This window comes from Arthrobacter sp. TE26545 (genome assembly GCF_056279005.1).
Window position 1 is genome coordinate 2043054 of record NZ_JBWBQM010000001.1, and the last position, 21521, is coordinate 2064574.

20 protein-coding genes are annotated in these 21521 nt (G+C 66.5%); 6 read left to right on the plus strand and 14 right to left on the minus strand.

All coding sequences use genetic code 11. From position 1 onward, the window contains the following. Positions 1 to 28 precede the first annotated feature (28 nt). Genes ACZ9CK_RS09140 through ACZ9CK_RS09160 form a run of 5 tightly spaced genes read right to left on the minus strand, consistent with a single transcriptional unit; the run spans position 29 to position 5513 of the window. The gene (locus ACZ9CK_RS09140) at positions 29 to 1636 is read right to left on the minus strand and encodes an LCP family protein (protein ID WP_476049800.1); all 1608 of its coding nucleotides are present in this window, start codon (positions 1634 to 1636) and stop codon (positions 29 to 31) included. 47 nt (positions 1637 to 1683) lie between these two features. After that, positions 1684 to 2646: a GTPase Era gene (gene era, locus ACZ9CK_RS09145; protein ID WP_476049801.1), complete on the minus strand. Its 963-nt coding sequence runs from the start codon at positions 2644 to 2646 to the stop codon at positions 1684 to 1686. Continuing rightward, complete coding sequence (locus ACZ9CK_RS09150; RefSeq protein ID WP_426297716.1) at positions 2630 to 3961, minus strand: hemolysin family protein; 1332 nt, start codon at positions 3959 to 3961, stop codon at positions 2630 to 2632. Before ACZ9CK_RS09150 ends, era begins: the two co-directional genes overlap by 17 nt. Next, positions 3958 to 4431, minus strand: coding sequence for an rRNA maturation RNase YbeY (gene ybeY / locus ACZ9CK_RS09155; RefSeq protein WP_426297718.1), 474 nt, complete (start codon positions 4429 to 4431; stop codon positions 3958 to 3960). The genes ACZ9CK_RS09150 and ybeY overlap by 4 nt, the downstream gene beginning before the upstream one ends. Next, entirely contained in the window at positions 4428 to 5513 is a 1086-nt protein-coding gene (locus ACZ9CK_RS09160) for a PhoH family protein (RefSeq protein ID WP_426297720.1), read from the minus strand. The genes ybeY and ACZ9CK_RS09160 overlap by 4 nt, the downstream gene beginning before the upstream one ends. Before the next feature lie 403 nt (positions 5514 to 5916). On the opposite strand from ACZ9CK_RS09160, the gene ACZ9CK_RS09165 reads away from it, so the two are divergent. After that, positions 5917 to 6810, plus strand: a complete 894-nt coding sequence (locus ACZ9CK_RS09165) for a GerMN domain-containing protein (RefSeq protein ID WP_426297722.1) — start codon at positions 5917 to 5919, stop codon at positions 6808 to 6810. Between the two features lie 44 nt (positions 6811 to 6854). Here ACZ9CK_RS09165 and ACZ9CK_RS09170 read toward each other — a convergent pair whose 3' ends face one another. From ACZ9CK_RS09170 to hrcA, 3 genes are read right to left on the minus strand one after another with little or no spacing between them, the layout of a single operon-like run. Next, the gene (locus ACZ9CK_RS09170) at positions 6855 to 7631 is read right to left on the minus strand and encodes a 16S rRNA (uracil(1498)-N(3))-methyltransferase (RefSeq protein WP_476049802.1); all 777 of its coding nucleotides are present in this window, start codon (positions 7629 to 7631) and stop codon (positions 6855 to 6857) included. 2 nt (positions 7632 to 7633) lie between these two features. Then, positions 7634 to 8758, minus strand: coding sequence for a molecular chaperone DnaJ (gene dnaJ / locus ACZ9CK_RS09175; RefSeq protein ID WP_426297726.1), 1125 nt, complete (start codon positions 8756 to 8758; stop codon positions 7634 to 7636). 56 nt (positions 8759 to 8814) lie between these two features. After that, complete coding sequence (gene hrcA, locus ACZ9CK_RS09180; RefSeq protein WP_426297728.1) at positions 8815 to 9828, minus strand: heat-inducible transcriptional repressor HrcA; 1014 nt, start codon at positions 9826 to 9828, stop codon at positions 8815 to 8817. 244 nt (positions 9829 to 10072) lie between these two features. Here hrcA and ACZ9CK_RS09185 point away from each other — a divergent pair, with 244 nt between their 5' ends. Further along, a complete protein-coding gene (locus ACZ9CK_RS09185) occupies positions 10073 to 10936 on the plus strand; it encodes a DUF3097 domain-containing protein (RefSeq protein ID WP_426303446.1) in 864 nt (287 codons plus the stop codon). Between the two features lie 120 nt (positions 10937 to 11056). Next, positions 11057 to 11470 (plus strand): DUF4870 domain-containing protein, encoded by a 414-nt coding sequence (locus tag ACZ9CK_RS09190; protein WP_426297730.1) that lies wholly within the window; start codon positions 11057 to 11059, stop codon positions 11468 to 11470. A 9-nt stretch (positions 11471 to 11479) separates the two neighbouring features. On the opposite strand, the gene ACZ9CK_RS09195 is transcribed toward ACZ9CK_RS09190, so the two are convergent. From ACZ9CK_RS09195 to lepA, 3 genes are all read right to left on the minus strand, one after another. Then, positions 11480 to 11998: a hypothetical protein gene (locus tag ACZ9CK_RS09195; protein ID WP_426297732.1), complete on the minus strand. Its 519-nt coding sequence runs from the start codon at positions 11996 to 11998 to the stop codon at positions 11480 to 11482. 120 nt (positions 11999 to 12118) lie between these two features. After that, positions 12119 to 13348 carry a radical SAM family heme chaperone HemW gene (gene hemW / locus ACZ9CK_RS09200; RefSeq protein ID WP_426297734.1) on the minus strand — a complete coding sequence of 410 codons (1230 nt, stop codon included), beginning with the start codon at positions 13346 to 13348 and terminating at the stop codon, positions 12119 to 12121. Continuing rightward, complete coding sequence (gene lepA, locus ACZ9CK_RS09205; RefSeq protein ID WP_426303447.1) at positions 13348 to 15201, minus strand: translation elongation factor 4; 1854 nt, start codon at positions 15199 to 15201, stop codon at positions 13348 to 13350. The genes hemW and lepA overlap by 1 nt, the downstream gene beginning before the upstream one ends. 161 nt (positions 15202 to 15362) lie before the next feature. Between lepA and ACZ9CK_RS09210 the strand changes: the two genes are divergently transcribed. Further along, positions 15363 to 15920 (plus strand): type II toxin-antitoxin system PemK/MazF family toxin, encoded by a 558-nt coding sequence (locus tag ACZ9CK_RS09210; protein ID WP_476049803.1) that lies wholly within the window; start codon positions 15363 to 15365, stop codon positions 15918 to 15920. A 169-nt stretch (positions 15921 to 16089) separates the two neighbouring features. After that, positions 16090 to 16350: a 30S ribosomal protein S20 gene (gene rpsT / locus ACZ9CK_RS09215; protein WP_426297738.1), complete on the plus strand. Its 261-nt coding sequence runs from the start codon at positions 16090 to 16092 to the stop codon at positions 16348 to 16350. 141 nt (positions 16351 to 16491) lie between these two features. Here the strand turns inward: rpsT and holA are convergent, their stop codons facing one another. After that, on the minus strand, positions 16492 to 17508 hold the full coding sequence (gene holA / locus ACZ9CK_RS09220) for a DNA polymerase III subunit delta (RefSeq protein ID WP_426297740.1): 1017 nt from the start codon (positions 17506 to 17508) through the stop codon (positions 16492 to 16494). A 493-nt stretch (positions 17509 to 18001) separates the two neighbouring features. Between holA and ACZ9CK_RS09225 the strand changes: the two genes are divergently transcribed. Next, complete coding sequence (locus tag ACZ9CK_RS09225; protein ID WP_476049804.1) at positions 18002 to 18712, plus strand: SOS response-associated peptidase; 711 nt, start codon at positions 18002 to 18004, stop codon at positions 18710 to 18712. On the opposite strand, the gene ACZ9CK_RS09230 is transcribed toward ACZ9CK_RS09225, so the two are convergent. After that, positions 18693 to 20555 carry a ComEC/Rec2 family competence protein gene (locus tag ACZ9CK_RS09230; RefSeq protein WP_476049805.1) on the minus strand — a complete coding sequence of 621 codons (1863 nt, stop codon included), beginning with the start codon at positions 20553 to 20555 and terminating at the stop codon, positions 18693 to 18695. The genes ACZ9CK_RS09225 and ACZ9CK_RS09230 overlap by 20 nt on opposite strands. After that, positions 20555 to 21448 carry a helix-hairpin-helix domain-containing protein gene (locus ACZ9CK_RS09235; protein ID WP_476049806.1) on the minus strand — a complete coding sequence of 298 codons (894 nt, stop codon included), beginning with the start codon at positions 21446 to 21448 and terminating at the stop codon, positions 20555 to 20557. The genes ACZ9CK_RS09230 and ACZ9CK_RS09235 overlap by 1 nt, the downstream gene beginning before the upstream one ends. Positions 21449 to 21521: the final 73 nt, after the last annotated feature.

Sequence of the window (21521 nt, forward strand, 5' to 3'; positions counted from 1 at the left end):
GTTGGTGCAGTGTTTTCGGCCGTGCCGGTCAGCGGACCACGAGCGCGGGATTCGCCGTCTGGCATTTGACGTCGCCGGCCGTCTGGTTCACGACGTCGGCCGGAACGGAGGCGGTGCCGAACTTGAGGCCGGAAGTGAAGTCCGAGCCGGCATAGAGCTGCACCCCGTTGACCGCCGTCGAAGCCTCCACCTGGGCGGCCGGTATACCGAAGAGCTTGGCGACGTCGGAGGCCACGTCCTCAAACCCGGCAGCGTAGTAAACGGCGGTCTTGGCCGTCGGATCCGCGGCGAACTGCGAGCCCTGGGTGAAGCCGGCCTTGACGAGGGCCGCCACCAGTTCCTGGGCGTGTTCCGGCACGCCGGAACCGTCGGCGACCGTGACCGGCTGCAGGGCCTTGTCGTACGGCACTGCTGAGGGGGTCTTGCTCGTTGGGGCGGTGCTTGCCGGTGTGCTGGCCGCCGCCGTCGGGCTTGCACCCGGCGAGGCCGCCGGCGTGGAGGTCGAGCCCGGCTTGGTCAGGTCGAGGTTCGCGCGCATGGCCGCGAAAAGCTGCGAGGCCTGGGGCTGCATCAGTTCGAGGCGGTTAGGGTCGACGGCGGCGGGCCGGTTGGGCACTGCGACGAACGCCACCTTCGAAAGGTCGATGTCCTTCAGCCGCGAGGAAATGGTCAACAAGGACTGCACGTTCGCCAGCCCTTCGTCGACCGTGAGGTTCTGGGTGATGACATCAGCGATGGAGAGGAGCTTTTGCGGATTGCCGAGGGTGCCGTCGTCCTTGACCTTGCGGGCGAGCGAGGACAGGAAGCCCTGCTGCGCCTGGATGCGGCCGAGGTCGCTGCCGTCGCCGAAGGCGTGGCGCGTGCGCAGGAAGGACAGCGCCTGTTCGCCCTTCACCTGGGAGGTGCCCTTGGGCAGCCGGAGCCCTGAGTCGGGGTCGTGGACAGCGTCGCTGATGCATACCGCCACGCCGCCCACAGTGTTGGACAGTTCCTTGACGGCGTTGAAGTCCGCCATCATGAAGTGGTCGATCTCAAGCCCTGTCAGCTTGTTCACTGTGTCGACAGCGCAACCGATGCCGGCCTCTGCCATGGCCGCATTGATCATCTCGCCGGATCGTGCAGGGTAGCTCTTGTGCGTCGTTTGGTCGGTGCACTCGGGAACATCCACCAGCAGGTCACGCGGGAAGCTGATGATGCTGACGCGGCGGTTGTCCGCGGAAATGTCCAGCAGCATCATGACATCCGAATGACCGTAGCCGGTGGAATCGTCCACGCTGCCGTACTTGGAGTTCTTGCCGTCACGGGTATCGGAGCCGAGAATCAGGATCTGCAGGCGGTCCTTGGCGTCATTGGTGTCGCCCTCGGTCTTCTGCGCCCCCGCGTTGAGCGGGGCCTTGGTGATGTTGAGCTGGAGGCGGATGAACCAGTAGGCGGCGAAGGCCACGCCCGCCAGGAGGAGCACGCTCACCACTCCGGCGCTGATCTTCAGCCAGAGGGAGTGCCTGCGGAACCGCATATGGCGGGGGGCGCCGGGCGCGTCTCCATGGCGTGCAGACGCAGCCTTGCCGGTCCCGCTGCTTTCCTGCACGCGCGCATCTCGACGTCGCACTACTCGGTCAACCTTTCCTCGGAACATTGGATTCCGGCCATTTTAGGGCCCGAATCTGTGAACTTCCCCAGCGGCTAGAAGCCTAGCCTTACGAGTTGCTTGGGGTCCCGCTGCCAGTCCTTTGCGACTTTGACATGCAGGTCGAGGTAAATCCTGGTGCCGAGCAGGGCTTCGATTCCCTTGCGGGCGTTGGTTCCCACCTCACGCAGCCGGCTTCCACCCTTGCCGATAATGATGGCTTTCTGCGACGGACGCTCGACGAACAGATTCACCCGGACGTCCAGCAGGGGGTTGTCCTCGGTGCGGCCTTCGCGCGGAACAATCTCTTCCACCACGACGGCGAGGGAGTGCGGAAGTTCGTCGCGCACCCCCTCAAGGGCTGCTTCGCGGATCAGTTCGGCCACCATGACGGCTTCGGGCTCGTCGGTAAGTTCGCCGTCGGGGTACAGCGGCGGCGAGGCCGGCATGTGGCTGATGAGGACGTCGGCCACGGTGTTGACCTGGAAGCCGTCGGCGGCCGAAACCGGCACGATGTCCGCCCAGCCTTCATCGCCCAGGGCCTCCTTGCCGAGGGCCGCCACTGCGAGCAGCTGCTCGGTGAGCGCCTGCTTGTCCACGAGGTCGGTCTTGGTGACGATCGCAATGATCGGCTTGCGGCCGACACCGGCGAGCTGGGCGGCAATGAACTTGTCGCCGGGGCCGATCTTCTCGTTGGCCGGGAGGCAGAAGCCGATCGCATCCACTTCGGCGAGGGTATCCGCGACAAGTTCGTTGAGGCGTTTGCCAAGCAGCGTGCGCGGCCGGTGCAGGCCTGGAGTGTCCACCAGGATGAGCTGGGCGTCGTCACGGTGGACGATGCCGCGGATCGTGTGCCGGGTGGTCTGTGGTTTGGCCGAGGTGATGGCCACCTTCTGCCCCACCAGGGCGTTGGTCAGAGTGGACTTGCCGGCGTTCGGCCGTCCCACCAGGACCGAGAAGCCCGCGTGGAAGCCGCTGAAGTCCTGGGTGGTGTCGAAGGTCTTACTGTGCTTGCTCACGTGGTACTCCCTGTTGCTTTATGTCGGCCTCGTCGAGAAGCCCGTCTAGGTCAGTGTCTTCCTTCGGCACGGCGGCCGCAATGATGTGGCTGACCCGGTTGCGCCGGCCCTCCAGCCTATCTGCCCGCAGGGAAATCCCCGCCACTTCGACCGTGCTGCCCACAATCGGAACCCGGCCCAGTGCCTTGGCGAGCAGCCCGCCCGCGGTGTCCACTTCGTCGTCGTCGAGGTCGATGTCGAACAGTTCCCCGAGGTCGTCGATGCTCATCCGCGAACTGACCCGGTAGCTGCCATCGCCAAGGTCGGTGGCGTCCTCGACGCCGGCGTCGTACTCATCGACGATCTCTCCGACGATTTCCTCGATCAGGTCCTCGAGCGTCACCAGCCCGGCCGTGCCGCCGTACTCGTCGATCACGACCGCGACGTGGGTTGACTCCTTTTGCAGTTCCTTCAGAAGTTCGTCGACCGGCTTGGACTCCGGGACGAAGCGCGTCTCGCGGGCCAGGGAGTCGACGTCGTGGGCGTCGGCAGGGAAATCGGGGCGGTGCAGCGCGGCGGCCACATCCTTGAGGTAGAGGATCCCGCGGATCTGGTCCGCGTCCCCGGCGATCACTGGGATCCGCGAGTATCCCGAGCGGAGGAAGAGCGCCATGGCTTCTTCCAGCCCGGACCCGGATTCAATGCTGACGATGTCCGTGCGGGGCACCATTACGGCCCGCACCAGGGTGTCTCCGAGATCGAAGACCGACTGGATGAGTTCGGCCTCGTCGTCCTCGATCACGTCCGACTCCGTGGCGCGGTCCACGAATTCGCGGAACTCCTCTTCACTGAAGAAGAATTCGTCGCCGCCTGGGGTTCCCGGCGCCACGGCGGTGCCGATCGAGACGAGCCAGCCGGGAACCGGCCCCAGGATCCGGCACAGGAAGCGGACCAGGGGCGCCATGAACCTGGCAACCCCGCCGGAGTGCGCCCGTCCCAGCTGCCGGGGCGAGACACCCACCAGCACGAAACCGATGACAGCCATAATGCCGGTGGCCGCAAGTCCGGCTAGCCAGACGTTGTCCAGCAGGCTGTGCAGGACGACGGCGACGGCCACCGCGGCAGCCATTTCGAACCAGACGCGCCAGAAGCGCAGGGCCCGCATATGGGGCACAGGATTGGCAAGGATGTGCCGCAGCGCAGCGCCCTTGCCGTTGCTGGCGGAGAGCTCTGCCTCATGGCGGGGAAGGAAGTTGAAGGCGGCTTCCGCAGCCGTCAGCAAAGCGACGAAGCTGAGGAAGACAAGTGCCATCCCGACCAGGATGAGCGAGGTCACTGCATGGTCTCCATGGGGGCGTCTTTGCCGAGGAAGGAGGACAGCAGCTCACGCTGGAGCGAGAACATTTCCTCCTTTTCCTCAGGCTCGGCGTGGTCGTAGCCCAGGAGGTGGAGGATGCCGTGGGTTGTCAGCAGCAGCATTTCCTCCTGCACGGGGTGCCCGGCGTTGCGGGCCTGGACCTCGGCCACCTGGGGGCAGATCGCAATGTCGCCCAGCATTCCCTGCGGGGTGGGCTTGTCCGGGGTGCCCGGGGTGAGTTCGTCCATGGGCACCGAGAGGACGTCTGTGGCGCCTGGTTCGTCCATGAGTTCGATGTGCAGTTTTTCCATGGCGGGCTCGTCCACCAGCAGGATCGACAGCTCGGCCTGCGGATGGATGTACAGCCGTTCGAAGATGAAACGGGACAACGTGACCAGTTGGGCCTCGTCCACCTGCACGCCGGATTCGTTGTTGACTTCGATGCTCATTGCTGGGTTCCCTGCTTCTTGTGGCTGTCTGCTGTCCCTGCCGGCTGGCGGTGCTTCTCGTCCCAGTGGCTGTAGGCGGTGACGATATCGGCCACGAGGCGGTGTCGGACGACGTCGCCTGCGTCCAGGATGGAAAAGTTCACGTCTTCGATGCCGTTGAGGATCTCGCGGACAACGCGCAGGCCGGAGCTCGCGGCGAAGGGAAGGTCCACCTGGGTGACGTCACCGGTGACCACCATCTTTGAGCCGAAACCCAGGCGCGTCAGGAACATTTTCATCTGTTCCGGGGTGGTGTTCTGGGCCTCGTCGAGGATGATGAACGCATCGTTGAGGGTCCGGCCGCGCATATAGGCCAGCGGCGCCACTTCGATTGTCCCGGCGGCCATGAGACGGGGAATCGACTCAGGATCGATCATGTCGTGCAGGGCGTCGTAGAGCGGCCGCAGGTACGGGTCGATCTTGTCGTTCAGCGTCCCGGGCAGGAAGCCGAGCCTCTCCCCTGCCTCGACGGCGGGGCGGGTGAGGATTATGCGGGTGACTTCCTTCATCTGGAGCGCCTGCACGGCCTTGGCCATGGCCAGGTAGGTCTTGCCCGTGCCGGCGGGTCCGATGCCGAAAATGACGGTGTTGTCGTCGATGGCGTCGACGTAGTTCTTCTGGTTCAGGGTCTTCGGCCGGATGGTGCGGCCGCGGCTGGAGAGGATGTTGTGGGTCAGCACATCCACCGGGCTTTGCACCGTCTGGCTGCGCAGCAGGGAAACCAGCTGCTTCAGGGCCTCGGGGTTGATCACCGTTCCCTTGGCCACCAGGGCGCGGACTTCCTCGAGGAGGCGCATGATCCGGGGGACGTCCGCGGGCGGACCGCTGAAGGAAAGTTCGTTGCCGCGCACATGGAAATCGATGCCGGGGAACTGCTCCTCGATGTAGCGCAGCGCCTCGTCGTGGCTGCCCAGCGATTGAACCATCTGATCCGCGTTGTCGAAGACGACTACTTCCGTCCGGACGCCCGGAACGGAATGCGGAAATTCGGCCGGAACCGTCTCGGCGCTGCCAGCCCGTGGCCGCCCGTTCAAATCAGTCATGGTGTTGGCCGTGTGGCCTATGCTCCTCCGCTGTGGATGTATGCGTTCAACTTCCGGGTCCCATGCCTGCCGGTGTGGGAGCTGCTTCCCGGAATGATTCCCATCCTACGCCAGCAGCCCCATACCCCGACGGCGGCAGGCCGGTCCCAGCCGCCGCCGTCACCTTTGGTATCAACTCAGTATCGACCTCGTATCAATAACGTTTCAGTTCCGCCTAAGGCAGTGGAAGCGCCGCCGCCGGCCGGCGTGCTGTGCCAAGCTGAGTAAGGACAAACAGTCCACCTGCCCGTTTCGGCGGAGCAGCATCCGTTCCTGCCGAAGCGGCGGGACACCCCAACAGCAGGACACCAGCATCAGAACAGCAGCCAGCATGCGCAGGGAGGGCAAGCGGAACCATTCCGTCTTGTTCGTTGCCGCGCTGGCCGCTGCCCTCCTGTTGAACGGCTGCATCGCCGACGGCGGAAGCGTGGAACCGGCCGGAGCCCCGGAGACGCTGCAGCAGCAACAGCAAATGCACAATGCCCCGTCCAGCAACACGCCGCTGGAAACCACCCAGGCCTCAAGCAAGGTGCCCGTCTACTGGATCGGCCGCAACGGCAACGGGGTGGCCCTGCACCGCGAATTCCGCGACAACCCGGGCACGGAAAACCCCATCACCACTGCCCTGCGCACGATGATGACCGCGAAGCCGCTGGACCACGACTTCTTCACGCCGTGGCAGGAACCGAGCGACCTCGCGACCTCGATTTCCGGCAAGAACGTCGTCACCGTTGACGTGTCCCGTGACGCCTTCAATTCAAACCTCGACGCCGGCATGGCACAGCTCGCGGTGCAGCAGCTCGTGTACACGGCCACGGCGGCCGCGGCGAGTTCCGGGCTGATCGACTCCGGACAGCAGATCCAGGTGGTCATCCTGGTGGACGGCCACAAGGACTTCATGGCCTTCGGGCAGGTCAAGCTGGGCGCACCGATGGTCCGTGACGCATCCAAGGTGGCGCCGGTCTGGATCATCGACCCGCAGGAAGACCTCACCCTGGCCAGCGGACCGGTGAAGTTCAACGGCCGCGCCACCGTTGAGGGAGCAAAGCTGAAATGGCAGCTCTTCCGCGAGGCTGTCAACGGCGAAAAGGCCCTGTACCTTGACGGCGCAACCACCGCATCCGCGGTGCCCGGGCAGGGCGGGACCTTCACCTTCACGGTCAGCCTCGGCACCGGCCGCTACGAACTGAGGGTCTCCTTGCCGGCCCAGGCGGGCGAACCGGGGTCCACGGACACCCGCTCATTCAACGTCGGCTGAGTTCCTTCATCGTCGGCTGATACGGTCTGCCAAAAGTCCCGGCCCTACCAGCGCCCGAGAATGTCGCTGGCCAGCACGATCGCTGCCGGTCCGGCGGTTGACGAGCGCAGCACATGGTTGCCCAGCAGAGCAGTCACGGCGCCCGCGTCGGCCAGCTTGGTGACTTCGCGTGGGGTGATTCCGCCTTCCGGCCCCACCAGGAGCAGGACCTCCCGCACTCCGTCCGTGCCGCCGTCGGGCAGTCCCTCCAGCCAGTCCGCAAGGGCCGCACGCAGGGGACGCTTGGCGTCCTCGTGCAGGATGACGGCGAGATCGGCCGCCGCCACGGCTTTGGCCAGGCCGGCGCCGTCGACGGCGGGACGCACCTCGGGGATCCAGGCCCGGCGGGCCTGCTTCGCCGCCGCCGAGACCACGGACTGCCATTTGGCGTGGGCCTTGGCTGCCCGCTCGCCCTTCCAGCGCACGATCGAGCGTTCCGACTGCCACGGGATGACCGCGTCGACGCCGAGCTCCGTGGCGGTTTCGATGGCGAGTTCGTCGCGGTCGCCCTTGGCCAGGGCCTGGACGAGCACCAGCCGGACGGCAGCCCGCGGTTCCTCGCGGAGTTCCACGGCTTCGACGGTCAGTGTTCCCTGGCCCGCTTCGAGCACTTTGCCCACCAGGCGCCGGCCGGCGCCGTCGGCGATGTCCACGGCTTCCCCGGTTTCGAGGCGCTTGACCGTGACGGCGTGGCGGGCTTCGGCGCCGTCGAGAACGAAGGTGTCGCCGGGCACCAGACCGTCAAGGGCACCTGCCGGGGCAAAGAAGACGGGGTTGCTCACCGCTACAGGTTACCGAGCTTGTCCCGCAGCTTCGCGAACATGCCGCCGCTGGCAACGAGCTTGCCCTCGGTGAACTGCTCGCCGCGCAGCTTGGCGAGCTGGCGCAGCAGCTCTTCCTGGGCAGCGTCGAGCTTGCCGGGAGTCTCAATGTGCAGGTGCACCTTGAGGTCGCCGCGGCCGTAGCCGCGCAGGTGGGTGACGCCGAGGCCGCGGAGGGTGATGACCTCGCCGGACTGCGTTCCGGACTTGACGTCCACTTCCTGCGGCCCGTCGAAGGTGTCGAAGGTGAGCTCCGTGCCGAGGGCGGCCGCGGTCATGGGCACGCTGAGGGTCGCGTGAAGGTCATCGCCCTCGCGGGTGAAGGTGGGATCGCTGTTGACGCGGATCTCGACGTACAGGTCGCCGGACGGACCACCGGCCGGGCCAGCTTCACCCTGGCCGGAAAGCTGGATGCGGGTACCCGTGCCGACGCCGGCAGGCACCTTGATGGTCAGCGAACGGCGGCTGCGGATGCGGCCCTGGCCGTTGCATTCGTTGCAGGGGTCCTTGATGATCGTGCCGAAACCCTCGCAGGAACCGCAGGGGGCGGCGGTCATGACCTGGCCGAGGATGGAACGCACTGCGCGCTGGACCTGGCCGCTGCCGCCGCAGATGTCGCAGCGTTCCGGGTGGGTGCCCGGACGGCAGCAGGAGCCGTCGCAGGTGGGGCAGACGACGGCGGTGTCGACTTCGAGCTTCTTGTTCACGCCGAAGACGGCGTCCTTGAGGTCCACGCGGACGCTGATCAGCGCGTCCTGTCCGCGGCGGGTCCGCGAGGCCGGGCCCTGCATGCCTCCGCCGCCGAAGAAGGTGTCGAAGATGTCCTGGAAGGCGAAGCCCTGGCCGGCGTAGCCGCCGCCGAAGCCGTTGTCCGTGCCGTTTTCGTTGCCGGTGGCGTCGTACACCCGGCGCTTCTGGGGGTCGGAAAGAACCTCGTAGGCGTGGGTGACTGCCTTGAACTGCTCCGCGACGTCCTCCCCCGGGTTGACGTCGGGGTGCAGCTTTCGTGCAAGCTTGCGGTACGCCTTCTTGATCTCTTCGCCGGTGGCTTCCGGGGAGACGCCCAGGACGTCGTAATGGCTGCTCAAAGTCGGTTTCTCTTCCTCTTGTCCTGCTGTTCTTGCTGCGACGGATCCGGCGGGCCTCAGCTGCCGAGGATCCTCGAAAGGTAACGTGCCACCGCACGGACGGCGGCCATGCTGCTGGGGTAGTCCATGCGGGTGGGTCCGATGATGCCGATCTTCGCGGCGGCGCCCGGACCGTATCCGGTAGCGACGACCGAAGCTTCGGACAGCCCGTCGTACGGGTTCTCCCGGCCGATGCTGACGGTGACGCCACGCGGGTCCTCGGCCATTTCGGAGAGCAGGCGGAGCATGACCACCTGTTCCTCAAGGGCCTCCAAGACCGGGCCGATGCTCAACGGAAAGTCGACATTGGAGCGCGCGAGGTTGGCTGTGCCGGCCATCATCATCCGTTCGTCACGGCTGTTCTCGGCCAGCTTGTCCAGACCGCGCGCGAGCACTCCGGCCGGGGCCTGGAGCGGCTGCGGGCAGAGCGCGACCACAGGCGCCAGAAGTTGCGGCAGGTGCTCCAGCGGGGCACCGGAAATGCTGGACAGGAAGCGTGCCCGCAGCAGGGTGAGGTCCTCATCCGTGAGGTCCGTCCCGGCGTCGACGACTCTTTGTTCGACCTTGCCGCTGTCCGCGATCAGCACCACGAGCACCTGGCGCGGCGCCAGGAGCACGAATTCGATGTGCCGCAGCTTGGCCCCGCTGGAGTGCGGGTACTGGACGACGGCGACCTGGTTGGTCAGCTGGGAAAGCAGCCGGACAGTACGCTCCAGGATGTCCTCGACGTCGTCGGCCCCCTCCAGCAGCGAGTGGATGGCCCGGCGCTCCGCGGCCGAGAGCGGCTTCATCGCCGAGATCCGGTCCACGAAGAGACGGTAGCCCTTGTCGGTAGGGATTCGCCCGGCACTCGTGTGTGGGGCCGCGATGAGGCCCTCTTCCTCAAGCAGTGCCATGTCGTTGCGGATAGTGGCACTGGAAACACCCAGGTGGTGCCGTTCCACCAAAGCCTTGGAGCCGACGGGTTCGCGCGAATGCACGTAGTCTTCGACGATGGCACGCAGCACTTCCAGCTTGCGTGGCTCGCTCATCCCCTTGCCTCCCCTCGGACGTTCCTGCCCCTGGATTCTCTCGCGGTTGTTCCGCGTCCGCCGCCCGGCGGAACCGCGATTCCTAGCACTGATTCTTAGCACTCAACATGCCCAAGTGCTAACAAGTCTAGTATGTGCCGGGCCGTTGTTAGCATTGGTACCGCTCGCGGCGAACAAGCCTCCCGCAGGCTCCGGCGGCTTCCGGCGGCCGGAATGACCTCCGACAGTGAAGTGGTGTGACACCGTGTCCTACGACAACTGGGGCCCCGGAACCCTTTCCGCCCCCGCCAAACGGGCACTTCCCGAGGTTCCGGCCGAAGCCGGAATGGTACTTGAGGATGTGCAGTCCGGCTGGGTGGGCGCGGTGGTCCGGATCGAAAAGTCCGGAGGCATGCACATCGTCGCCCTCGAAGACCGGAACGGCAGGACCAAGTCCTTCCGGCTCGGCTTCGGCTTCCTGCTGGATGGTCAGCCAATCAAACTCCTCCCGCCGGCGCCCCGGGCCGCAAGCGGCACGGCAGCCGGTGCTGTCCCTGCCGGGCGCACCGCCTCCGGTTCCGTCAAGGTCGCCGGCCAGCGGGCCCAGGTGGCCAAGGCCAGCCGCATCTGGGTGGAAGGCAAGCACGACGCCGAACTGGTGGAGAAAGTCTGGGGTGACGACCTCCGGGTGGAGGGCATCGTCGTCGAGCCGCTGCACGGCGTGGACGATCTGAAGTCCGCCATCTCGGCCTTCTCCCCCGGCCCCGGGCGCAAACTGGGCATCCTGGTGGACCACCTGGTCCCGGATTCCAAGGAATCCCGCATCGCCGCCGAGGCCATGACCCTGCCGGGAGCCGCAGGGAACGTCCTCATCGTGGGGCACCCGTATGTGGACGTATGGCAGGCCATCCGGCCGAAGACCCTCGGAATCGAGCGCTGGCCGGAAATCCCCCGCGGAAGCGACTGGAAGACCGGCATCCTGAAGTCCTTCGGGTGGCCGCATGCCACGGCCGAGGACGTCGGCCTGGGCTGGCAGAAACTGCTGGGCGCCGTGCGCAGCTATGCGGACCTCGAGGCTTCCCTGCTGGGCCGCGTGGAAGAAGTCATCGACTTCCTCACAGCCCCCTGAACCTGCCTCCCGCAGCAGCCATGCCCGCGCCATGCCGCGCAGCTGGTCTCCGTAAGCACCACCGACCCAGTATTCTGGGACAGCAACATCACCGGACCCGAGCCCCTTAAGGAAGACACAGTGGCAGAGAACGCTCCCGACGGGTTGGACGCACCGCAGGGCCAGCCCCAGTACCACGGCGTCCCTGCCAACGCTCTTCCCCTGACCGCGGGCGAAGACCGCCAGTGGGCCACCCTGGCCCATTTCGGCGGAATCCTCGGCTGCGTCCCGGCTTTGCTGATCTACTTGATCTTCCGGGACCGCGGCCCGTTCACCGCCCAGGAGTCCAAGGAAGCCCTGAACTTCACCCTGCCTCCCACCATTGCGGCAGTGATCGCCAACATCCTGGTGATCCTTCCGGCGGTGGGCAACTTGTTTGCGGTGTTGGCCACGGCCATCTGGGTTGCGCTGACGTGCTTCGCAGTTTCAGCGGGCATCCGGGTCAACCACGGCCAGCCGCACAGGTACCGTTTCAACCTGCGCTGGATCAAGTAGCCCGCTGGCCTAGAGGTTCCGGATCCACGCATCCGCGGAAGGCAGCACAAACGGGACGGAGTCCTTCTCCAGCGCGGCGATAAGCAGCGCGAGCAGCACCCAGCCGACCCACGCGCCGACCACGTCCACCGCGCGGTTCGCCAGGGTCTCCTTCTCGCCGAATCCCGGCACGTACTTTTCGAAGAATTCCCAGCCGATGGTGATGGCCGCAACCAGGATCAGCGGCACGGACCAGAACCCGAGCATGGCCCCGGCCGAGGCATGGATCCACGACCACCGGTCGAAGGGGACATGGTCAATGTCCTGCGGTCCGTTGCCCTGTTTCTGGACGATGTCCCGGTAGCCAAGGTAGGCGGCGAAAGCGATCCAGACCACCGTACCGGCGATCCTGATGACCCAGGCGGCCGTCCCGACCTTCGGGTCGAACGTCATAAGGGATAGCAGCAGGAATCCTGTCACCACTGCAAGGAAAAGAAGTGCGCTCCGCCAGGGAACGCCGAACGGGGACTGCGCTGAAATCGAAGACATGATCCCTCCCAGCATTGGTCTTCATGCAGCGGGCGGAACCGGCGCGCCAAGCCGGATTGCCGGGCCGTCCACGCACATGATATTCCCGCCAGGAACGGCTGAACAGGTGGCGGCCAGCCCCTATTCGGGCAGCAGCCGGCGCACCACGGCATCGGCCAGGAGGCGACCCTTCAGCGTAAGGACGAGGCGCCCCTTGAAGGCGTCCGCCGGCTCCACCAGCCCGTCGGCGATCAGGCCGGCGACGGCATGACGGCCGACGGCGTCGAGCGCGTCGACTTCCAGCCCGCTCCCCAGCCGCGCCTCCAGCATGATGCGCTCCATTTCGCGCGTACCGGCGTCGAGGGTTTCGCGGCCGGCCGCCGGGGACTCGCCTGCGGCAAGCCGGCTGGCATAGGCGGTGGGGTGCTTCACGTTCCACCAGCGGACCCCGCCCATGTGCGAATGCGAGCCGGGGCCGATGCCCCACCAGTCGTCCCCGCGCCAGTAGGCCAGGTTGTGACGGCAGGCGTGCCCGGGCGTCCTGGACCAGTTGCTGACCTCGTACCAGTTCAGGCCGGCGGCGGAGATGAGTTGGTCGGCGAGTTCGTATTTGGCGGCGTGGTCGTCGTCGTCGATTCCGGGGACTTCGCCGCGGCGCATCTGGGCGGCGAGCTTGGTTCCTTCCTCGACGATCAGCGCGTACGCGCTGATGTGGTCCGGCCCGTAGGAGAGGGCGGTTTCCAGCGAGGTGCGCCAGTCGTGCATCGATTCGCCGGGCGTGCCGTAGATGAGGTCCAGGCTGACGTCGAGGCCGGCGTCGCGGGCCCACTGCACTGCCTGCGGCACCCGTTCGGGGCTGTGCGTACGGTCCAGGACCTTCAGCACGTGCGGCACGGCGGACTGCATGCCGAAGGACACCCGGGTGAAGCCGGCCTTGGCGAGCAGTTCCAGCGACTCGGGCGTGACCGAATCCGGGTTCGCCTCGGTGGTGACCTCCGCGCCCGTTTCCAGTCCCCAATGCCCGACGGCGGCGGCCAGGATCCGGGCAAGGTCCTCCGCAGGAAGCAGCGTGGGAGTGCCGCCGCCGAAGAAGACAGTGCTGAGTTTGCGGGCAGGCAAGCCGGAAGCCTGCATTGCCGCAGCAGCGAAGTCGACTTCGGCAACCGCCGTTCCGGCGTAGGCGTCCTGGGAGGCGCCGCCGCCCAGTTCCCTGGCCGTGTAGGTGTTGAAGTCGCAGTAGCCGCAGCGCACGGCGCAGAACGGGATGTGGACGTACAGCCCGAACTTCCGGTGTTCGACGCCGTCCAGCACCTGCGGGGGCAGCAGTCCGTCCGCAGGCGCCGGATCGCCAAGAGGAAGGGCGCTTGGCACTACTTCTTAGCCTTGTCCTTGGACTCGTCGGTGGTGAGGGCGGCGATGAAGGCTTCCTGGGGAACCTCCACGCGGCCCACCATCTTCATGCGCTTCTTGCCTTCCTTCTGCTTTTCGAGCAGCTTGCGCTTACGGGTGATGTCACCGCCGTAGCACTTGGCCAGCACGTCCTTGCGGATGGCACGGATGCTTTCGCGGGCGATGATCCGGGAGCCGATGGCCGCCTGGATGGGCACCTCGAACTGCTGCCTCGGGATCAGTTCGCGCAACTTCGACGTCATCATCACGCCGTAGGCGTAGGCCTTGTCGCGGTGCGTGATGGCGCTGAAGGCGTCCACCTGTTCGCCCTGGAGCAGGATGTCGACCTTGACCAGGTCGGCCACCTGTTCGCCGTCGGCCTTCCAGTCCAGCGAGGCGTAGCCGCGCGTCTTGGACTTGAGGATGTCGAAGAAGTCGAAGACGATTTCCGCGAGCGGAATCCAGTAACGCAGTTCCACGCGGTCCTCGGAGAGGTAGTCCATGCCGCGCATCGTGCCGCGGCGGCCCTGGCAGAGTTCCATGATGGCGCCGACGAACTCATTGGGGGCAAGGATGGTGGCGGCCACCATGGGCTCGCGGACCTCATTGATCTTGCCGGCCGGGAACTCGCTGGGGTTGGTCACCGTGATGGTGCTCTTGTCCTCGAGGGTGACCTCGTAGACGACGTTCGGTGCGGTGGAGATCAGGTCCAGGTTGAACTCGCGTTCCAGGCGCTCACGCACGATTTCCAGGTGCAGCAGGCCCAGGAAGCCCACGCGGAAACCGAAGCCCAGGGCCGCGGACGTTTCCGGTTCGTAGATCAGGGCTGCGTCATTCAGCTTGAGCTTGTCCAGGGCATCGCGGAGCACCGGGTAGTCCGTGCCGTCCAGCGGGTAGAGCCCGGAGAAGACCATGGGCTTGGGGTCCGCGTAACCGCTCAGGGATTCCGACGCCGGCTTGGCAAGGTTGGTGACGGTGTCGCCGACCTTGGACTGGCGGACGTCCTTCACGCCGGTGATCAGGTAGCCGACTTCGCCGACGCCCAGGCCCTTGGACGGCACGGGCTCCGGGGAGCTCACGCCGATCTCGAGGAGTTCGTGGCTGGCCTTGGTGGACATCATCTGGATCCGCTCGCGCGGGTGCAGCATGCCGTCGACAACCCGGACGTAGGTGACTACGCCGCGGTAAGTGTCGTAGACAGAGTCGAAGATCATGGCACGCGCCGGTGCATCGGGATCGCCGACGGGTGCCGGAAGATCGCGCACAATCCGGTCCAGGAGGGCTTCAACGCCGACGCCGGTCTTGCCGGAGACCTTCAGGACGTCTTCCGGGTCGCCGCCAATCAGGTTAGCCAGTTCCTCGGCGTACTTCTCGGGCTGGGCCGCCGGGAGGTCGATCTTGTTCAGCACCGGAATGATGGTCAGATCGTTTTCCATGGCCAGGTAGAGGTTGGCCAGGGTCTGCGCTTCGATGCCCTGCGCGGCGTCCACCAGCAGCACCGCGCCTTCGCAGGCTGCCAATGAACGGGAGACCTCGTAGGTGAAGTCAACGTGGCCCGGGGTATCGATCATGTTCAGGGCGTAACTGGTGCCATCGAGCTCCCAGGGCATGCGGACGGCCTGGGACTTGATGGTGATGCCGCGTTCGCGCTCGATGTCCATGCGGTCCAGGTACTGGGCCTTCATGTCGCGCGATTGGACGACGCCGGTGTACTGCAGCATGCGGTCGGCCAGGGTGGACTTGCCGTGGTCGATGTGGGCAATGATGCAGAAGTTCCGGATGATGGCCGGATCTGTTGCGGCAGGCACCGGGGCGGTGCGGGCCATGGGAGACACGCAGGGGTCCTTACTGTCGACACTCACGCGGGGAAATGTAGCCCGGGCAGCCCTGCTGCTCCGGCATGCACCGCATATCTGAACTCATAGTCTCCCACGAACCGGCGCTCCGGCGCGCATCGTAAATCCGTTTGGGCAGGGCGGGCGGATACGGTGGTGGCATGGCACCTGAAACACGTTCATTCCTTGGCAGGCTCCTCACCGCATCGCTGCGCTCGCTGCGGCGGTTGGCGGCCGGAAGCGCCCGGCCGGCGCCGCGGGGAACGGCGCCGGGAACGGCGCCCAAGGCCAGGCGGCAGGCCCCGGCACCCTCCGGCGTCGGGGTCTATCCGGGTGATTTCAGCGGCACTGTTTCACCGCGCTACTCCCCCGCTCTCGACGGCCGGCCCGATCCGGGCGAAATCGTCTGGTCCTGGGTGCCCTTCGAAGAGGACCACACGAAGGGCAAGGACCGCCCCGTGCTGCTTGTCGGGCGCGACGGAAGCTGGCTGCTGGGGCTGATGCTGACCAGCAAGGACCACACCAACGGTCGCGAGGCGGACGATTATGTGGATATCGGCGCCGGACCGTGGGACCCGCAGTGGCGGGCCAGCGAGGTAAAACTGGACCGGATCATCCGCATAGATCCGGCGGGAGTCCGGCGGGAAGGCGCCGTCCTGGACAACGCGACGTTCCAACTGGTTGCAGACCGGCTGCGACGACGGCCGGGCCGCGCCTAGTCCGGGAAGCCGGGCCCCCGCGGAGTCTGATACTATGTATGGCTGTATGTCCGTGCAGGTCGACGGCCATACATGGTTGGCTGCCATAGGCATCCCCACGCCGCTCAGTCGATGGCCAACCTGATAACCCTCTAGACCAATTTCCGCATTAAAAAGAGAGTTCACACACGTGGCTAATATCAAGTCCCAGAAGAAGCGCATCCTCACCAACGAGAAGGCTCGTCTGCGTAACAACGCCGTCAAGTCCGAGCTGAAGACGGCCATCCGCGCCGTCAACACCGCCGTTGAGTCTGCTGACAAGGATGCTGCAACGACTGCTCTTGTTGCTGCCGGCCGTAAGCTGGACAAGGCTGTCAGCAAGGGCGTTATTCACAAGAACAACGCTGCGAACCGCAAGTCGGCGATCTCCAAGAAGGTCAACGCACTCTAAGGTTTTTCCAGTTCGACTGAGCTGAAATTGAGGCCGGCCCGTTTGGGCCGGCCTCATCGCATTAAAGGGCCTGTTCTTTCGCGGCTCCTTTAGGGGCTTCTTAGGGCCGGAGTGGCTCGGGGCCCGGCTTGCCGGCCGACGCTAGCGGCCGCGGGCGGACATGGCGATGACCGTCACGGCGTGTTCCACCGCGTACACGGGATCGCGGGAAAGGCCCTTCACCTGGGCATCGGCTTCGGCCGTGACCTGGATTGAACGGATCAGCCCTTCCGGGGTCCAGCGGCGGACATCGCGCTGTGCCTGTTCGACCAGCCAGGGCTGCATGCCCAGCTGCTTGGCAATCTGCGCCGACGAGCCTTGCGCGCCAGCCACCCTGGCCAAGGTACGCAACTTGGCGGCCAGTGCCGCGACCAGGGGGACGGGATCCACTCCGGTTGCCAAGGCGTGGCGGAGGCTGGAAAGGGCCAGCGGGGCGTTCCCGGCCATCGCCGCATCCGCGACTTTGAATGCCGTTGCTTCGACACGGCCGCCGTAGTAGCGCTCGACCATGGCGGCATCCACGGCCGTGGTGGCGTCGGCGATAAGCTGACGGCATGAGGCGGCCAGTTCGGACAACGACGTTCCCACGGCATTGACCAGGGCCTGCACTGCTTCGTTCTCGATCCGGCGGCCGCCGACCTTGAACTCGGCCACCACGAACGCCGCCTTCTCCGCATCCTTCTTGAGCGGCTGGCAGTCCACTACCGGCCAGCCCGCCGCTTTGACCGCGTCCAGCAGCTTTTTTCCCCGGGTGCCACCGCTGTGGCGCAGGACCAGCACGACGTCGTCTTCCGGCTTGGCCACATAGGCCAGCGCATCGTTGAGGAAGGCTTCGTTCATGGCCTCAAGCCCCTCGACCTCAAGCAGCTTGCCCTCGCCGAAGAGCGATGGCGTGACCGTCATGGCCAGGGCGCCTGCTTCGTAGGCACCGGCGTTGAGCCGGCTGAGCTCGACGTCGGGCGTAGCTTCACGGACGAGCGACCTCACCCGGTCCATGGCGCGGATGCCCAGGTACTCCTCCGGCCCGGTGATCAGCACTACGGCGGCCGGCGTCACGTCACGCCAGGTGGTCGCATTCGCCGACGAGGTCTTGGCCTTTGGGGCCTGGGCAGCAGCCAAGTGTGCTTCCTTCCGGACGGGTTTGTGCAGGGTTCCAGTCTCCCACGACCGCCCGGGATGCCGGAACGACGGCAGATCCAGGGAGGCGGCCTGGACCGGGAAGTCTGTCACGAAATGGTGTCAGACGGATACCGTAGCTATTAGCGACTCGGCAACGCTTTCATCCGGGCACGCAACCGCACGATCGACGCACAATCTTGAAGGCACATCACACGATTAACCGGCGAGCCTGTTAGACGGATTAGGTACCGCTTGGACCTAGCGGGTAGCCGGGACACTGCCTCGTCGGCCGCTTTCCATTCTGACCACACTTCCTGTGGCCCACGCTTACCAAACCCCATCCATCGTCCCGCTGGCGGAACCTTTGAATGCCTCATGGAGGCTGAAGCGGATGATTTGCCCAGCGATGGGTGACGCACTTCCCTGCAAGGCACGAGAATCCTCCCTCGATGGCGCACTATCTGCGGATCCGGCCAGCGGCAATAATGGGCTCATGTGCGGACGCTTTGTGATGACGTACTCAGCTGCGGACATTCAGGACTTCTTCCTCGTCAGCGAGGTTGTTGACCCCGATCTCGCGGCGAGTTGGAACGTCGCCCCAACAGACCCGATTCCAGTCATCCTGGACCGACACGGCACTGGGGACGAAGCGGTGTCGCGGAAGCTCGTCACAGCGCGCTGGGGCCTCGTGCCGTCATGGGCTAAGGACACGAAGGGCGCGGCCCGGCTGATCAACGCCCGCATGGAAACCGTCACCGAGAAACCTTCCTTCCGGAAAGCCGCGGCGGCCAGGCGGGGACTCATTCCCAGCGACGGTTACTACGAATGGGAAAAGACGGCTGACGCGAAGAAGATCCCGACCTACTTGCACGGAGCCGACGAAGAGCCGCTGGCGTTCGCGGCCCTGTTCGAGAACTGGCCGGATCCGGCACTGCCCGACGGGCACCCGGAAAAATGGCTGCGGACGGCCACGATCATCACGACGGCGGCCTCGGACGCGCTCGGCCACATTCACGACCGGACCCCCCTGGTCGTGCCGCCGGACATGTGGGCGGACTGGCTCGACCCGGAGACCACGAAAGAAGCCGACGTCCGGGCCCTCCTGGATTCGATGCCTGAACCCCACCTGGTGCCACGCGTCGTCAGCGACAAGGTGAACTACGTCCGAAACAACGGACCCGAGCTCATTGAAGCAGCCGCTTAGTTCGCGGCAAGCTATCCGGTCTTCCAGATACGTGCCGGCGCGACGTCGCGGCAGCTGACCGCAAACGCCCGCGGAAAGGCAGACGGCGCCGCCGCTCCACCCACGCCTCAAAACCTTCGATCCGCTCCACAACAAAGCCGTGGCTGGCCACGGCGAACCGCAAGCAACGTGCCGGGTGCAGGAGCATCCAAAGCAAGGCCAGGTTCCCGGCGGAGCACAGCGCCATGGTGACCATTCCCCACCCTCCCTCGGGCCACGGCAGCACGGCTCCCGGCAGCCCGGCGAGGAAGCGCGCAATTGCGGCGATCGCCCCGGCACACACCGCGGCTGCCCACAGGAAGACGGTTGCCGCGCCCTCATGGACCGCCAGCACGGGCACCGCCAGCGTTCCGAAGACCGTCACGGGCGCGACGAACGGTGCCATGACGACGTTCGCCAGCAGGGAAAAGACCGTGAACTGCGGCTGCAGTCCCACAATGACGGGCGCGCAGAACAACTGCGCGGACAGAGGCACAGCCAAGGCTGCCCCGACGGGCCGGGGCAACCACTCCGGCGCCCTGGCCATGAGCGGCCGGGCCAGCAGGACGATCCCCAGGGTGGCGAGGACCGAGAGCAGGAAACCAGGGCTGCCGGCCAAGGACGGCTCGCCAACGATGAGCACCGCGACGGCAAGGCAAAGAAATCCCAGGCTGCGCCCCGGCCGCCCGCTGCTGATCGCAAGCAGACCAATCCCGCCCATAACAGCGGCCCGAAGCACGCTCGGTTCCGGCCCGACCAGCCACACAAAGCCGCCAAGGCCGCCCAGCGCCACGGCAGCCGCCGCTGCCCGGCCGAGACGGCAACTCCTGGCCAGGACAATCAGCAACCCCAGGATCAGGCTGCAGTTCGCTCCACTCACCGCGGTCAGATGCGTCGTGCCCGTGTCTCGCATGGCCGCGACAAGTCCTTCGTCCATGCCCTCCGTATCGCCGATGACCATTCCCGGCAGCAGGCCGGCCGGATCGCCCCCGGGTTGAGCCGCGGCGCCTCGGTATCGCTCCCTCATCGCTGCTGCCCAATCCGGCACCGTCCCCGGTCCGGCACCAGGAAATTCACGGGTGGCAGCTCGGGCCGTGTGTTGCAGGCTGCCTTGTGCAGGCAGAGGCCGGGTGCTCGCGGTAAAGACGGCCGTTTCCACCTGTCCGGGGCGGGCCGGCACGAGCTTTCCGGCAGCCCGGATCTGCTCTCCGGTCCGGGGCTCCCGCCAACCGGCGCCGCCTACCACCAAAATCCGGGTGGCCGGACGGTAGAGCTTGCCGTCCGCGGCGAGTTCCAGCAATTCGGCGCCAAGGATCCAGCGTTCGGCCCTTCCGCCTCCGGCGCGGACTTCCTTGGCTTCACCGGTGACCACGAGGTTCGCGAGGGCGGTGCCGCCTGGTCCGCCTGTGACGGGAAGGCTTGATCGGGCAGCGGACGCGGTCAATGTATGCGCCGCTGCCGCGGCACCCAGGAGGCACGCCAGCGACAATGCGGCTGCCAGGCTACGGCGCCCCGTACGGGGCGTCCGGCCGGCACGCAGCCGCCTGCCGGTCCGCACCGTACCCAGGTTCCTGGCCGTCCGCAGGGCTGGCGTCCGCCGGCCGACCACGAGCAGCAACACCGCGCCGGCAAGCAGGAACACCGCGACCCCGCTCGTCCAAGCCGGGGGCAGGTGGCTGCCGGCCACGGCGGCAGTCCATGCCAACACTGCGGAGGGCACGAGCCGCAGGTCCAGCCGCGGTCCCGGATCGCTGGCGACACGGACGTCGTCGCCGTGTGACTCGTTCCCGGTTCCGGGGCCGTGCGGCGGCCTGCGGCCGGACATCAGATGGTCACCAAGGGAAGGAGCGCTTCGAGCATCTTGGGCCCCACGCCCTCCACGGCGTCGAGTTCTTCGACGGCTGCGAATGGTCCGTGCTCTTCCCGCCAGGCCACGATGCGCTCGGCCAGGACCGGACCGACCCTGGGCAGCTCGTCCAACTCCCCCGCGGAGGCGGTGTTGATGTTGATCTTGGCGCCCGCTGCGGTGCCGTTGCCGGACCCGGTGGCAGGTGCCCCGGCCCCTCCGGCGCCACCTTCTGCAGTTGGAGGCGGCTCCCCCGCCCGTGGAACCTGGATCTTTGCGCCGTCCTGGACCACCGCGGCCAGGTTGAGACTGTCCACGGACGATCCGGCGGCCGCGCCTCCCGCCGCCGAGATGGCCTCGAAGACCCGGGAGCCCGCGGGCAGGCTGACTATGCCCGGCTTCTTCACGGCGCCGGCCACGTGGACCACGATGAGGGCTGCCCCGGGGGCCTCCGGGCCGGGACCTTCGCCTGTCGGAGCAGGACCCGGAACAGTTGCTGGCGTCCCGTCGGCCGAGCCCAACTGCTCGGCGGGTGGCCGTCCGGCCCAGGCCTGCCAGCCGATCCAGGCGGCCAGCAGCACAGCCGGAAGCAGGAGCAGCGCCGGTACCCGCCAAGGAACCCGCCAGCGGAAGCGGACGGCCCGGCCGGGCTGCCCGCCTTCCCAGTCCGGCTCCTCCAGTGGGGAGTAACTCGTTTGCCGCCCCGGCAGCAGGAGCGCTTCTCCCGGCTCGGAGGGCGCCGGGGACTCCCCGGGGGCGGCTGTCTCCCGAAGCGCCGCATCCTCTTCCATGATGCCCAGCCGGGATTTCAACCGGTGCCTGGCTGCGCGCGCAGCATCGCCGACTAGCGGGTCTCGGTTCCGGCGCGGCATGACTCCGAGCCTAGGTTCCGTCAGGCAGCCCAGCCGCCGCCTGCGGGTGCTATGTGGAAAGCCCCGCCCCGGC

Coding starts and splice junctions, on each gene's coding strand:
- ACZ9CK_RS09195 (WP_426297732.1), bottom strand. CDS start 11,998: ATGTCTTCGATTTCAGCGCAGTCCCCGTTCGGCGTTCCCTGGCGGAGC.
- ACZ9CK_RS09225 (WP_476049804.1), top strand. CDS start 18,002: ATGTGCGGACGCTTTGTGATGACGTACTCAGCTGCGGACATTCAGGAC.
- ACZ9CK_RS09230 (WP_476049805.1), bottom strand. CDS start 20,555: ATGTCCGGCCGCAGGCCGCCGCACGGCCCCGGAACCGGGAACGAGTCA.
- hrcA (WP_426297728.1), bottom strand. CDS start 9,828: ATGAGCGAGCCACGCAAGCTGGAAGTGCTGCGTGCCATCGTCGAAGAC.
- ACZ9CK_RS09235 (WP_476049806.1), bottom strand. CDS start 21,448: ATGCCGCGCCGGAACCGAGACCCGCTAGTCGGCGATGCTGCGCGCGCA.
- ybeY (WP_426297718.1), bottom strand. CDS start 4,431: ATGAGCATCGAAGTCAACAACGAATCCGGCGTGCAGGTGGACGAGGCC.
- ACZ9CK_RS09210 (WP_476049803.1), top strand. CDS start 15,363: ATGGCACCTGAAACACGTTCATTCCTTGGCAGGCTCCTCACCGCATCG.
- ACZ9CK_RS09140 (WP_476049800.1), bottom strand. CDS start 1,636: ATGTTCCGAGGAAAGGTTGACCGAGTAGTGCGACGTCGAGATGCGCGC.
- ACZ9CK_RS09160 (WP_426297720.1), bottom strand. CDS start 5,513: ATGACTGATTTGAACGGGCGGCCACGGGCTGGCAGCGCCGAGACGGTT.